The sequence below is a fragment of the Roseivirga sp. YIW32 genome, from assembly GCF_057219245.1.
Genome location: NZ_JBXVVG010000001.1, coordinates 1,071,352 through 1,084,360, shown reverse-complemented (window position 1 = coordinate 1,084,360; position 13,009 = coordinate 1,071,352). Strand labels below are relative to the sequence as shown.

Here is a 13,009-nt window from a genome sequence, read left to right as displayed (position 1 = left end):
AAACGTTTAAGCGGCTAATTTGGCTTTCGCTGTTTCTTTTACGGCTACAGAGTAGATCACTAATCCAAAACCGATTTTGTTGATGGCATCTGCCAAGTTGTAGAAGAGGTCAATGCTACTTACTTCGAACATGCCTGAAAGCAAGTTGCCAGGAAGTACCATGTAACCAATTGGATAGATCGACCATCCTAAAGTGATAAAGATCTTCAATAGGAACATGGCTCTATTCAAGGCCTCACTATTTGCTCCTTTAGCCAATTTGGCTACGTCACCGAAGAACACTTCATACACAATGTAGAGATAACCAAGAGTAGAGATGATTCCCCACATCACATTATTCTCGATTCCAGAAGTCTCACCAATAAAACCAGTGACTAGCATGACCAACGAAGCAAGGATCAATTTGGTCAATGTGCTTCCTTTTGCACCGAAAGGCTTGGTGAGTAAGTAGAACTCAACACACATCAATGGAACCGTCAAAGTCCAATCAACATACCTAAATGCTGTTGGTGATTCACCTGTTGCCAAATAGAAATCTCTCATATAATAGTAATGCACTGCTGCAATACCTGTAATGAGACCTGATACAAGAAGGGAAGCTTTCCACTTGCCTTCCACCTGGCTTCTTTCCATAAAGAAGAAGACCGCTGAAGCGAACATGGCCATATAGCCGATGAAGAATGTGATTGCAATTGGGTCAGCGTTGATAATCTTATCAAGGTTAACCGCATCAATAGCTAAAATTGTCATAAGGTTAATGGTTTGTTAAACAGGTGCTTAACCCTATGATTTCTCTAAGTGTTTAAGAAATAGTTAAAAAAATTAAATAAATAAAATTTTAGTATCCTTTTCAAAACAAATTGATTATTGCGTTAGTTGCCGGGATTTCAGAATAAAAACATACTCGTATTAGTAGTTTAATTGAATAAAACAAAGAACATGCTAGGTATATCAATGAATTTAAAACATTTGGCTTCTACTTAAACTCTAATATCCTTGTTGTTTTTGGTCTAACTTCGAAGTCTTTACTGATGTCAACAAGCTCATCATCAACAACAGAAAGTGCAGAAGAGTATCCTCTTAGCATCTCAATGTGCTTGTCTCTTGAAATGGTGACAGGGGCATCATTCATGTTCATGATGACCATCACTCGATCCGTTGTGGTATAGCGGAAATAAACATAGACATTATCGGTCGGTAGAAAATGCAAGAGCTTTCCTTTGGTCACCGCTTCGCTTGTTTTTCGCCAGTTCGTTACTTTCGATACAAAGTGGTGCATGGCCTCTTCTTGTGTCGTTCTTCCATTCTGAGTAAAGACAGAACGGTCATCACCCGGCCAGCCACCTGGCATTTCAGCTCGTTTGGCACCATCACCCCAAGCGGAGGGTCCTGCCGCAAAGGCAAGCTCAGTACCATAATAGACTTGTGGAATCCCTCTCGTGGTCATTAAATAGGCGTAGGCCATCTTTAGGTTATCCAGGTCTTCGCTTAGGGTTGAAAAGATCCTCCAGATGTCATGATTATCTAGAAAGATCACATTTTTCATCGGGTCTGAGTACAAGCGATCTTGCGACAGCGCATAGTAGAGTTTCATTAAGCCCGTTTCCCAGCCAAACGTTTCGTTAAATGCATCGCGAATGGCAAAATGAATTTGAAAATCTGTCACAGAAGGGAGTTTAGAGTCATAGCCATCATTCTCTCCTTCTTTGTCCTCTTGCCAAAAAGACTCGTGGCTGACGGTTTCCACCCACGATTCACCCACTATATTAAAGGAAGGGTAGGCATTCAATGTTTCTTCTGCCCAGCGTGCCATGTATTCTTTATAAGGATATACATAGGTATCCATTCTTATGCCATCGATCCCCGAATACTCGATCCACCAAAGGGTATTTTGGATGAGGTAGTCGGCCAGCTGTTCGTTGCGCTGGTCAAGGTCTGGCATTTCATCCACGAACCAGCCTTTGACCAATTTATCAAAATCGTATTGTGAGGCATAAGGGTCTGAAGCCACCGTTCCTCGATAAGTGGTGTTGCCGTATTCCGATTGATCATGTACCCAATTGTTGAAGGGAAGATCTTTCATCCACCAATGTTGGTCGCCGATATGGTTGTGGATCATGTCCATGATCACTTTTAAGCCTTTTGCATGGCAAGCCTCTACAAACGAGACAAATTCTTCATTAGAGCCAAACCTGCGATCGATTCGATACATGTCTGTTGCTGCATAACCATGATAAGCCTTGTATTCCGGAGTTTGATCGTTTTCAAAGACAGGGGTAAGCCAAACCGAAGTCATGCCCAACTCTTTGATATAATCCAAATGATCTAAAACGCCCTGTAAGTCGCCACCGTGTCTGCCACTTGGGTCATCTCGTCGAGCAGCTTCTCGCATACCTTCGACCGTATCGTTCGTCGGATCTCCATTAGCAAAACGATCGGGCATGAGTAGATAGATGACATCTGAGCTATCAAAACCTTGATTCCTGTTCTTTTCCTGGCTTCGGGCCTTTAATTCGTAAGAAACATTACGGGTTGTCTTTCCCTTACTCAGTGTAAAATTCAAGAGTCCTGGCTCAACATCCGGGCTAATGTCCAAATAGACGAAGAGGTAGTTCTTTGAGTCCCCAACCACTTGTTTGGTGATCTTAATTCCTTCAATTGCGATTTCTGCTCGATATTCACCCAAGTCTTCTCCATACAGCATCAATTGTAATTGGGTGACAGGCATATGGGCATACCAATGAGGCGGTTCTACTTTGATGTTTCTTTGTGCAAGGCTTTGCACTGAAATAAACGTGACGAATAAGGTCAATAGAGAGCGTGTAAAACGAGAGATCATGAGATAAAATTAAATCGAAAAACTATCCAAATATACGGGGTATCGAAAAATTGTATTGACTAAAATAACTCAAATGCAGCTGAAGAAAGCAAATGGTCGATGACTTTGTCAACGACGGACGCAGCCACCCAAGTTAAAAAAGGGATCACTAGATAAAAGATGAAACGAGAAGCTGTTGGGATATTCAGTGGTATTTCCCTCGTATTCTCGATCAGCTTTTTGTAATTGATGAGGTCAATTGCATTAAGATTGTCCAGGTTCTTCTGCAATCGACTTGATTCGAGAGCTTGCATGTCGCCGTCGATTGCCCGATCAATCAAGGCGATCTCTTGTTTTTTGGCATCGACCACTCGCTTTCTTACCCCTTTGAGTGGGCGTGCAAGAAGGACGATTATGGAGGGTACGAGCACAATTAATGCAGGGTTATCTAGATCGGTAATGTTCACTCCATTGATGAATAAAAAGGAGTAAGCACCGATAAATGCTAAGGTGCTCGTAATGCCTGCTTTTGTCAATGGCATCAGCTCATCAAGATTGATCAGGTCAATCGGAATGTCTCGAGACATCCTGTTCATGATGGTTGTGTTCCTCATGAATAATGAGGTGGATTGTGTTATCAACACCCAAATGATCACTACCTCTAGGGCTCTCCAATAGTAATAGAACGCTAAGCTGTCATTTTGTTCGAACGCATTGGCAAGGTATTGATAGGCTAACACCACGCCAACACCAACAGCGATCAGGGTCTCTGGCCACATGTTCCTGAACTTCCCGAATTCTGTTTGCTATTTCTCTCTGTTTTCGTCACTTAAATGGGGATGATGAAGGAGTTTTTTGAAGCTATTGGAATGGCTTTGGTGAATGACTCGTGAAATGTAAACAACATAACCGAAAGTGAATGTGAAGTAGGCGGAAACGTAAATATTACCATAGGTAATGGGTATCTCTTCGATGACAAAAGTCAATACTGTGAACAAGACTTGGAGTAGAGAGATGATCAGCCAAACTGCAATAGGAGGAATCCTTCCTGCAGTCAGTTTTAATAGATACGGTTGGGTCGAATGTTTCAAGAATGGTCAAGATAGAAAACCTACGTTAAATATCGCGTGTGTTCATAAAAATGCTCACCGACCTCACCATTGCAGGTTCTCCTAAGTAAATCAGTGATCAGAACTCATGTTAGGCTTGTAGACTGCCTAAGAATTACATAGATTCATAGCCTAACCAAATCAATACCATGAAACACATTCTAACCGCTGCATGTTTATTCATTACTGTGTTTGCCTACGCACAGCATTCTAGCGGCCACATTCTCTCAATGAGAGAGCGTGCCGAAACGATCAACCGACTTCTTGAAGACAAAGTGCAAAATTACTTGCCTGAGATCATGAGAAGAGAAAACGTTGACATGTGGTTGGTGATTTCGAGGGAATACAACGAAGATCCTGTGATCAAGACCCTTCTGCCTGCCGAATGGTTGGCAGCCAGGAGAAGAACCATATTGGTGTTTTTCGATCGGGGAGAGGAGCAGGGCATTGAAACCTTGGCTGTTGCCAGGTATGATGTTGGCTCCGTATTTAAAAGTGCTTGGAACAAGGAGGAACAACCCGATCAATGGGCCCGATTGGCGGAGATCATTCGAGAAAGGAACCCAAAGAAAATTGCTGTTAACAAATCGAAATACTTTGGCATTACCGACGGCATTGTGGCAACGGACTTAGAAGAGCTTCGTGCAGCCCTAGATAAAAAGGATCGGGACAAGATCGTTTCTTCAGAAAAAGTAGCCATAGGCTGGTTGGAAACACGGACAGCCGCCGAGATGGCCATTTATCCTCACATTGCAAAAATATCTCATGCGATCATTGCAGAAGCCTTTTCATCAAAAGTAATCACCCCTGGGGTAACCACAACAGACGATGTGGTCTGGTGGATGCGTGAGAAAGTGCGGGAAATGAAACTGCAGACATGGTTTCAACCGTCTGTGGATGTCCAGCGAGCCGACCCGAATAACCAAGAGCAGCTGCGTTCCTTTTCGAAACGCCCAGCGACCAACGTGATCATGCCCGGCGACTTGCTGCACTGTGATTTTGGCATTACCTATTTAAGGTTGAATACCGATCAGCAACAACATTTCTATGTGTTAAAGCCAGGAGAAAAGGAAGTGCCGAGTTACTTACAGGAAGCTTTTGCTATTGGTAACCGCCTCCAGGATATCTTTACCAACAACTTCAAAGAAGGAAGAACAGGCAACGAGGTGTTAAAAATGAGTCGTGAGCAAGCGATCGCAGAAGGCATTCGTCCTTCCATTTACACGCATCCGATAGGGTATCATGGACATGCTTCAGGAACTACATTGGGAATGTGGGACTCGCAGGGAGGTGTACCAGTTACGGGAGATTATCCTTTGCACTTGAATACAGCTTATTCTATTGAACTCAATGCAACAGTCTACTTAAAAGAATGGGACAAAGACATTCGCATCATGTTGGAAGAAGAAGCCTTCTTCGATGCGACCGGCGTTTGGTACATTGATGGTAGACAAGAGGAGATCAAAGCAGTCAACTGATAATCTACTTGTTAATGGGGAATTACCTCTTTCTTGTTTCACTCTTTAGTGTCTTTCTTGTAAGTGGCGACCCTCAATTTGAAAAGGGTCAACAAGACAACCAATCGCTTGCCGGAGAATGGCAATTCTTTTGGCAGGAGTTGATCAAGCTCCCGGAAGAGGCCAAAAATAGGGGAGTAACCATGCAAGTCCCCTCTGATTGGAATAGCTGGGGGTTGCCGGGCGTATCCAAGTTTGGTTATGCAACTTATATCAAGGAACTAACTATCGCAAACGATGGATCGCTGGGGATAAAGCTTGATCATGTGTTTTCATCCTATGAGCTGTTCATCAATGGGCAGTCTATTTACAAATCAGGAAAAGTAGCTAAGTCCAAGGCTGAATATAAACCCTACCGAGAACCTGTTGTCATTTCAATTCCTGAGCGATTTGGAAATGAACTGATCGTTGCCGTACAAGCCGCCAATTTTGATCACTTGAACTCTGGCATCTATTACGAACCCATCGTTGGATCTTATTTGGATTTGTCTTTAGATCTTCGCGTGAAGCAAGGGATCAATCTATTCCTTGCTGGTGGTTTTTTCATAACCGGATTTATTTTATTCGGCTTTTCGCTCTTGAGTCGTCAGTTGGAGCTTCAAGTGTTTTTCTACGCGCTGTTTTCATTGAGCTTGATGTATCGGATGTTAGGCGCATCTCCATATCCATTGCATAGCCTAGCACCTGATACGAATTTTTATTTGTCCATCACATTGGAGTACCTGACGATTCATACAGCAGCACTTTTTGGTGGATTATTCGTTTTCGAAACCTTCCGAAAGCAGGCATCTAAAGTACTCACTCGCATATTTTACATCGGTTCATCCATCAGCATGGCGGTGGTCTTATTTGCCGGACCTGCAGTTTTTACCGCAACCTTGAAGTATTACCTGTTCTTTATTTTGCTTTACGTGGGAGTCTTTATCTACACCATTGTCAAGGCCAAACTGGAAAAAGCACCAAGTTCCAATTTTTTGATCGCAGCCCTGATCCTGGTCTTTATTTGGACCTTATTTCAAGTATTTACCTTCTTGAATTTGGGCGAAATTCCTTTCCTTTTGAACGTGATTTTGGTCAGTGCCATCATCGTGATCTGCAACATCGCCTTATTCCGGACCTTCCTGAAGAGTGTTTCCTTGGCAAATGAGCGCGCTGCACAATTGGAATTGGCCGACACCAAAAATACCATGTTAAGTTTGATCTCACACGAAATCAAAATTCCTGTTTCCTCATTGCAAATGAATTTGGCAATGCTTGCTGAGGCAAAATCTGACCAACACCTGTTGGCGAAGATCAAGGATAAAAGTATCGACAGCGCGAATCGGTCGGTTCAGACCATCAAACAAATGCTGAATGATTTTTTGTTCTTTATGTCTGCCGAAGAACAAGGGGCGAAAGAGTTGATGACGGTGGAACTGTTGCAGAAAAAGCTTGAATCTGAAGTGACCGACAATGTCGTGTGCGCAGCAGCGCATGACCTAAGATTTGAATCTCGAACCGTTACCTTGCTCTATATTTTGAGAACACTCGTCAATAATGCACACAAGCACACCCGAACCGAGGTACAACGACCTGAAATTCATATATTCAACACGGAAACTGAATTAACCATTGAGGTGCGAGACTTTGGCGACGGGATTACCAATGAAGCCTTGTCTACCCTAGGAAATGCCAGTCCAAGGATTTCAAGGACGCAGGAAGTCGAAGGAATGGGCTTTTATCTAGCCAAAGAGCTTTCGAAACGACTGGGTCATGGTCTTTCGGTGACCCAAAATGAACATGGAGGAACGAGCGCTATCGTTTTAATCAACTTATGATCAAGCTATTAATTGTGGATGATGTCTTCTCCGTTAGGGATACCATGAAGGATTTCCTGGAATTCTTTGTAGAAGACATTGTGATAGATCAAGCTCGGAACGGTAGTGAGGCGATCGCTCTTGTCAATGAAAATCGTTACGATATCCTGATCAGTGATCAAATGATGCCAGACATGAAAGGATCTGAGTTCATTGCCCAAACGATTGAGAAATTGAGAGCAGACGGTACGGAAATCTATATCTACAGTGGGCAATTGATGGAAGACTTGACGATCGACCTGTCAGCATATGGAGAGGTCAAGATCATTGACAAGTTTACCTCGCCAATGTTTTTTAAAGATATCCTTCAAAATTTTAAACAGAAGAAGTAGAGAATTCATTTAATTGCGCATAGGACCTGTTCCATATGGCACAAAATAATCGAGACTTCTACAACTACTTTTCTCAGAACCTTATTAGAGGTTTTCTGTATTTGGTGGTATTGATTGTTGCAGTAGTTTTGGTTAAACGATACTTCGCCAGCCAATATGAGGCATTAGAGCATTGGATATCAGATGATTATTGGCTCATGTTCACCATTTTTCTAATCAGTGAGGTAATGGTAGGTGTGATTCCCCCGGAGTTATTCATGATCTGGACGAAAGATGATCCTGCAATACTTTATGAATGGGTGATCATTGTGATGACTCTCTTGTCCATTGGAGCTGGTTGGATCAATTTTTACTTCGGTAATAAAATTGGTGATATGGCCTTTTTCCGACGGTTCTTCGGTAAGAAGCTGAAAAAGTACCGGAAGCGCTACGACCAATACGGGGGAGGCATCATCATTGTAGCAGCATTGACACCATTACCTTTTGCACTGATCAGTTTGATCGCCGGTTCTTTGGCCTATCCGGTAAAGAAATACTTGATCTTTTCCTCTTTTCGTGTCCTCCGCTTTGTTGTTTATGGGTTGATCATATGGAACCTTTCCAGTGTGTAGCCAATTAACCTTCATCAAGTATCAATAGAGGAAGCTGAGGATGCAAGGCGAACTCCAGGGCATGATCGTGGCTAAAAGTTCTTCCAATAATTCCTTTTTTACGCTTAACTAATACCAACAGGTCATACCCATAAAGTCTTTGCTCTTCACCTTATTACTGATGAATTGATCCATGCGCATAAGGTTATTAGTGTTTTGCTATTTGGTTTTCGTCGGTCATGGGCTACATGCACAAAGTGCTGAATCAATATGGTTGGATTTCAGCTTGCATGCCAATGTAAATGATCGATTACAACTGTACGGTGATCTTGGCTATCGCAGGCTACTAGCCGCTGAATCAGAAACGCGATGGAATATTCGACCGTCAGTTCTTTACCGCTTGAACGACAAATGGTTTCTTAGAGGTGGTGTTGGTCTTTTTTATGAGTTTCGAGACGCATTTACCAATCGTTTTGAATTAAGACCTTATCAGGGTGTTCAATACAACATTGACCCGACAGATAATCTTCGGTTGAACATCCTAGGAAGGGTGGAGGAGCGAATAAGTTTTGACGACCTGCTCGACGATCGCGCTCGATTTGAATTACGCTTTAGATTGCGTTTATCAGGACAGTATGAAGTATTAAACCCCATTGGAGATAGCTATTGGTTCTTTCCGTTTTCTTTTGAGCTGTTTCGTTCTGTAGAAGATCGATTGACTGAACTGACGCGGGATAGAGCTCGAATGTACATCGGTATAGGCTATAATGTAGATGAGATCTGGCGAGTGACCTTTTTGGCTAATTTTGATATAGATGGAAAGGCCTTAGATCCCAATGCCAGTATTAATAATTTCTTGTTTCAATTGAAGTTCAGGAGAGAAATTCCATGGCGAGTCAAATAAGAGACCAAAAACTCATGGTAAGGGTAGGTCACTTTGATAGGAACCACTTAGTTTAGCACATATGTTGCAATTCATAATAAAATGTGTCGCATGTATGTTGGCATGTCTTTTTGTAATCTCTTGCCAGCAGGAAGGTCAACAGATGGAAGCACCTGAAAACGGTCCTCCGGGCATGGTTTGGGTGCCGAGTGGCGAATTTATGATGGGAGCCATTGAAGGAGATAATCAAGCCAGGCGAGATGAGTTCCCTGCGCATCCGGTTGAAGTATCCGGTTTTTGGATGGATGCAACGGAGGTGACAAATTCAGAGTTTAAGCGATTTGTTGATGCCACAGGTTATGTCACTACCGCTGAACAAGACATTGATTGGGAAGTGCTCAAGCAACAATTGCCTCCAGGTACGCCGAAACCACCGGATTCAATCTTGGTAGCGTCATCAATGGTCTTTACGCCAATAGAAACCGATAACCTCCAAGACTGGACGCAATGGTGGAGCTGGGTGAAAGGAGCCAATTGGAGACAACCACAAGGTCCGGGTTCATCGATAGAAGACAAGATGGACCATCCAGTTGTGCAGATCTCATGGGACGATGCGCAGGCATATTTGCGATGGGTAGGTAAACGCCTACCGACAGAAGCGGAGTGGGAGTTTGCAGCACGAGGTGGCCTGAAAGATAACCTCTATCCCTGGGGTAATGATTTCGAGTCGATCACCATCTGTGGCAATACTTGGGAAGGAGACTTTCCAGAGCACAATCATGAGGAAGATGGATACTTTACAACAGCGCCGGTTGGAACCTATGAACCCAACGGCTACGGCTTATATGATGTGGCCGGAAACGTTTGGGAATGGACAGCAGATTGGTATAATGTCAATTACTACCCCCAACTTGCTAAACAAGGTAGCATAAAGGATCCTAAAGGGGCCACAACTCCCTTTGATCCCAATCAACCCACGATGCCGCAGCGGGTGCAAAGAGGGGGTTCTTTTTTGTGTAATGAGAGTTATTGCAGCAGCTATCGCGCCAGTGCTCGGATGAAATCAAGCCCTGACACCGGGCAAGACCACGTCGGTTTCCGTGCCGTCATGGACCATGATCATTGGTTGAAGATCATTTCTTCTTCGGAACAGATCGGCATGCGATCTTATTGAGAATAGACCGTTGGTATAAATTCAAACTGACCCACATCCTAGACGCTTATTTTTGCACCATGCGGAAACGGCTATTTGTACTATTGGGTATCTGCTTCGGCTTTGTTCCAATCCTCGCTCAGGACATTCAATTCAAGAAAATTGACAGCCCGATTACTATTGATGGGGTTATAGAGGATGTCTGGATGGAAGCCGACTCAGCTTTCAATTGGATGCAGTATTTTCCTTATGACTCTTCATTGGCTGTTAATCAGTCGGTTGCGCGTGTGTTGTATGACGATAAGTTTGTGTATGTGCTGGGTGTGATGTACAATACAGCGCCTGATCGAGAATACGTGACCCCGTCATTGCGCCGGGATTTTAGAGGTTCCGCAAATGATTCCTTCTCGGTCATTTTTGACACCTTTCAAGACAATACCAATGCCTTTATTTTTGGTATAAATCCTTATGGGGTACGAAGGGAGGGACTCATTGCCAATGGCGGCAGCGGCATGAGTTCTTTTAGTCTAGATTGGGACAATGTATGGAGAGGCGAATCGAAGCAATACGAAGGTTATTGGGTGGCAGAAATCGCTATTCCACTGAACTCCTTGCGATTCAATGAAGGACAAACGAATTGGAACGTGAACTTCTATCGCATTGACAGCGAGAATGCTGAACGCTCTACTTGGGCACCGATTTCTCGAAATTTCCAGATCTTCAATCTGGCCAGCATGAAGAGCGCAGAGTGGGAAGAACCCACCAAAAAGTCCGGCAGCAATATTTCGTTCATACCATACATCGCAGGGAATTACAACCAGAACTTCGAGGATGGTACACCTTCAGAGACGGGTTTTAATGCTGGTTTCGATTTGAAGTATGCAGTGACACCGGGCTTGAATTTAGACCTGACAGTTAATCCCGATTTTTCCCAGGTTGAAGTCGATCAACAAGTCACCAATTTGGATCGTTTTGAGATCTTTTTTCCTGAGAGGAGACAGTTCTTTCTTGAAAACGCGGACCTATTTGCGAATTACGGTATTCAAGGGACCCGACCGTTCTTTAGTCGACGAATCGGTGTTTCCAGAGACGAAAGTACAGGACAGAATATCTCCTCAGCGATTCCGTTCGGGATGCGCTTGAGTGGCAAGGCGAATGACAACTTGCGAGTGGGCGTTTTGAGTATGCAGGTTGCCGATGACGAATCGGCTAATCTTCCTTCCTACAACTATTCCATGCTCTCTCTACAGCAAAAGGTATTTGCTCGTTCGAACATCTCAGGCTTTTTGGTCAATAAACAGACTTTTGAAGGCATGAATGACTATGACAATGCGCTGTATAACGAGTGGGATAGAACCTTCGGTTTGGATTATAATATCGCATCTGCCGATAACCGGGTCAACGGGAAAGTATTTTATCATCAAAACATACAGCAAGAGCGTCTTGACAATGCCTTTGCCACTGGGGTGAGCTTGGAATACAATGTGCCCGCATGGTCTTGGAACATGAGATCTCAGATCGTGGGAGAGAATTACGCACCGGAGGTAGGCTTTGTCCGCCGTACAGACATCAGGCAATTGGCCAGTACGTACAGGAGAAGCTTTTTCCCCTCCAGCGGACCGATACAACGACATGGCCCTGGGGTTGATTTTGACATGGTCGGCAACGATGAGTTTGGCTTACTTGACTGGGATATTAATTTGCTATATGATATCAACTGGCGCTCGTCAGCAAGTTTTTCATTTCGCTTGAGAAGACAATACACGTATTTGTTTAATGGGTTCGATCCTAGTGGTTCCGGGGGTGTTCCATTACCTGCTGATACGGAGTATACGAACAATTTGATCATTGCGCGCTACCAATCCGACGAACGCAAGGAGATCTCATTCAATGTAAGTACGCGATCTGGTGAGTATTTCAATGGCACACGCATCAATTTGGAGGGAAGTGTGCAGTGGCGTTATCAACCCCTGGGTTTCACCAGCATCGATTTCTCCGTTAATCGCATCAGGCTTCCTGAGCCACATAACAATGCGAACCTTTTTCTGATCGGACCACGCTTTGATTTTACCTTTAGCAAGAAATTGTTCTGGACCACTTTTGTTCAGTATAACAGCCAAATTGAAAATGTTAACATCAATTCGAGACTCCAATGGCGTTTTGCACCAGTCTCGGACATCTTCTTGGTGTATACGGATAATTACTTAGCTGAAAACCAAGACGGATTCATCAACTTCGGTGCATCAAAATCAAGGGCCTTAGTCTTTAAGATGACCTATTGGCTTAATTTCTAGTGATCAGGTCGGTGCTAAAAGCCGTGTAGATCACTTCATTTTGGTAGATCAACGTGGACAACTCTTTCGGCTTGTTGTTTTGAAGCGGAAGCCAATATTGGGGATACTTGATCACCACTCTTCGAAGGAGCAACTTGTTCGTTAATACGGCAGTAGAAAGGCCTTGCTCAATGCCTCGTTTGATCAGATACCGGCTATCGTTCTCTTTAAGTTTTACAATAATGTCAAAATGATCCGTCTCATAGATCATTTCAACAGTACCGGTCGTGGTGGCAAGGGTTTCTGCCGAATGATTTGTGTTGGGTACAACGGTGAGGATGACTGCTGTTAATAGGAAACCTGAAAACAGCAGTAGGAAGATCTGTTTTTCATAAGTTGAGTCGTCTATTGTAATAACTAGCGTTAGACTCAATTGGTTTAAATGTGCTAATAGACAGGCTGTTAGGTGGTATGCTGG

12 protein-coding genes are annotated in these 13,009 nt (G+C 43.5%); 7 read left to right on the top strand and 5 right to left on the bottom strand.

What is annotated here, in order from left to right:
* Positions 1-6: 6 nt before the first annotated feature.
* From AC2D6U_RS05250 to AC2D6U_RS05235, 4 genes are all read right to left on the bottom strand, one after another.
* Complete coding sequence (locus tag AC2D6U_RS05250) at positions 7-750, bottom strand: bacteriorhodopsin (protein ID WP_484719900.1); 744 nt, start codon at positions 748-750, stop codon at positions 7-9.
* Positions 751-976: 226 nt separating this feature from the next.
* Positions 977-2,839 (bottom strand): glycoside hydrolase family 13 protein, encoded by a 1,863-nt coding sequence (locus AC2D6U_RS05245; protein WP_484719899.1) that lies wholly within the window; start codon positions 2,837-2,839, stop codon positions 977-979.
* 59 nt (positions 2,840-2,898) lie between these two features.
* On the bottom strand, positions 2,899-3,597 hold the full coding sequence (locus AC2D6U_RS05240; protein WP_484719898.1) for a hypothetical protein: 699 nt from the start codon (positions 3,595-3,597) through the stop codon (positions 2,899-2,901).
* A gap of 27 nt (positions 3,598-3,624) precedes the next feature.
* Entirely contained in the window at positions 3,625-3,909 is a 285-nt protein-coding gene (locus AC2D6U_RS05235) for a hypothetical protein (protein WP_484719897.1), read from the bottom strand.
* Between the two features lie 167 nt (positions 3,910-4,076).
* Between AC2D6U_RS05235 and AC2D6U_RS05230 the strand changes: the two genes are divergently transcribed.
* The 7 genes from AC2D6U_RS05230 (at position 4,077) to AC2D6U_RS05200 (ending at position 12,552) form a co-directional block, all read left to right on the top strand.
* Entirely contained in the window at positions 4,077-5,405 is a 1,329-nt protein-coding gene (locus AC2D6U_RS05230) for a M24 family metallopeptidase (RefSeq protein ID WP_484719896.1), read from the top strand.
* Between the two features lie 14 nt (positions 5,406-5,419).
* A complete protein-coding gene (locus AC2D6U_RS05225) occupies positions 5,420-7,261 on the top strand; it encodes a sensor histidine kinase (protein ID WP_484719895.1) in 1,842 nt (613 codons plus the stop codon).
* Positions 7,258-7,632, top strand: coding sequence for a response regulator transcription factor (locus AC2D6U_RS05220; protein WP_484719894.1), 375 nt, complete (start codon positions 7,258-7,260; stop codon positions 7,630-7,632). Before AC2D6U_RS05225 ends, AC2D6U_RS05220 begins: the two co-directional genes overlap by 4 nt.
* A gap of 35 nt (positions 7,633-7,667) precedes the next feature.
* The gene (locus AC2D6U_RS05215) at positions 7,668-8,243 is read left to right on the top strand and encodes a VTT domain-containing protein (protein ID WP_484719893.1); all 576 of its coding nucleotides are present in this window, start codon (positions 7,668-7,670) and stop codon (positions 8,241-8,243) included.
* A gap of 172 nt (positions 8,244-8,415) precedes the next feature.
* Positions 8,416-9,126, top strand: a complete 711-nt coding sequence (locus tag AC2D6U_RS05210; RefSeq protein WP_484719892.1) for a DUF2490 domain-containing protein — start codon at positions 8,416-8,418, stop codon at positions 9,124-9,126.
* Between the two features lie 142 nt (positions 9,127-9,268).
* Positions 9,269-10,279 carry a formylglycine-generating enzyme family protein gene (locus AC2D6U_RS05205; protein WP_484719891.1) on the top strand — a complete coding sequence of 337 codons (1,011 nt, stop codon included), beginning with the start codon at positions 9,269-9,271 and terminating at the stop codon, positions 10,277-10,279.
* Positions 10,228-12,552 (top strand): carbohydrate binding family 9 domain-containing protein, encoded by a 2,325-nt coding sequence (locus AC2D6U_RS05200; RefSeq protein ID WP_484719890.1) that lies wholly within the window; start codon positions 10,228-10,230, stop codon positions 12,550-12,552. The genes AC2D6U_RS05205 and AC2D6U_RS05200 overlap by 52 nt, the downstream gene beginning before the upstream one ends.
* Here AC2D6U_RS05200 and AC2D6U_RS05195 read toward each other — a convergent pair.
* Entirely contained in the window at positions 12,542-12,964 is a 423-nt protein-coding gene (locus AC2D6U_RS05195) for a hypothetical protein (RefSeq protein WP_484719889.1), read from the bottom strand. The two genes, AC2D6U_RS05200 and AC2D6U_RS05195, sit on opposite strands and share 11 nt — an antisense overlap.
* Between the last annotated feature and the right edge of the window lie 45 nt (positions 12,965-13,009).

Coding starts and splice junctions, on each gene's coding strand:
- AC2D6U_RS05205 (WP_484719891.1), top strand. CDS start 9,269: ATGGAAGCACCTGAAAACGGTCCTCCGGGCATGGTTTGGGTGCCGAGT.
- AC2D6U_RS05225 (WP_484719895.1), top strand. CDS start 5,420: ATGGGGAATTACCTCTTTCTTGTTTCACTCTTTAGTGTCTTTCTTGTA.
- AC2D6U_RS05245 (WP_484719899.1), bottom strand. CDS start 2,839: ATGATCTCTCGTTTTACACGCTCTCTATTGACCTTATTCGTCACGTTT.
- AC2D6U_RS05220 (WP_484719894.1), top strand. CDS start 7,258: ATGATCAAGCTATTAATTGTGGATGATGTCTTCTCCGTTAGGGATACC.
- AC2D6U_RS05230 (WP_484719896.1), top strand. CDS start 4,077: ATGAAACACATTCTAACCGCTGCATGTTTATTCATTACTGTGTTTGCC.
- AC2D6U_RS05215 (WP_484719893.1), top strand. CDS start 7,668: ATGGCACAAAATAATCGAGACTTCTACAACTACTTTTCTCAGAACCTT.
- AC2D6U_RS05250 (WP_484719900.1), bottom strand. CDS start 750: ATGACAATTTTAGCTATTGATGCGGTTAACCTTGATAAGATTATCAAC.
- AC2D6U_RS05210 (WP_484719892.1), top strand. CDS start 8,416: ATGCGCATAAGGTTATTAGTGTTTTGCTATTTGGTTTTCGTCGGTCAT.
- AC2D6U_RS05240 (WP_484719898.1), bottom strand. CDS start 3,597: ATGTGGCCAGAGACCCTGATCGCTGTTGGTGTTGGCGTGGTGTTAGCC.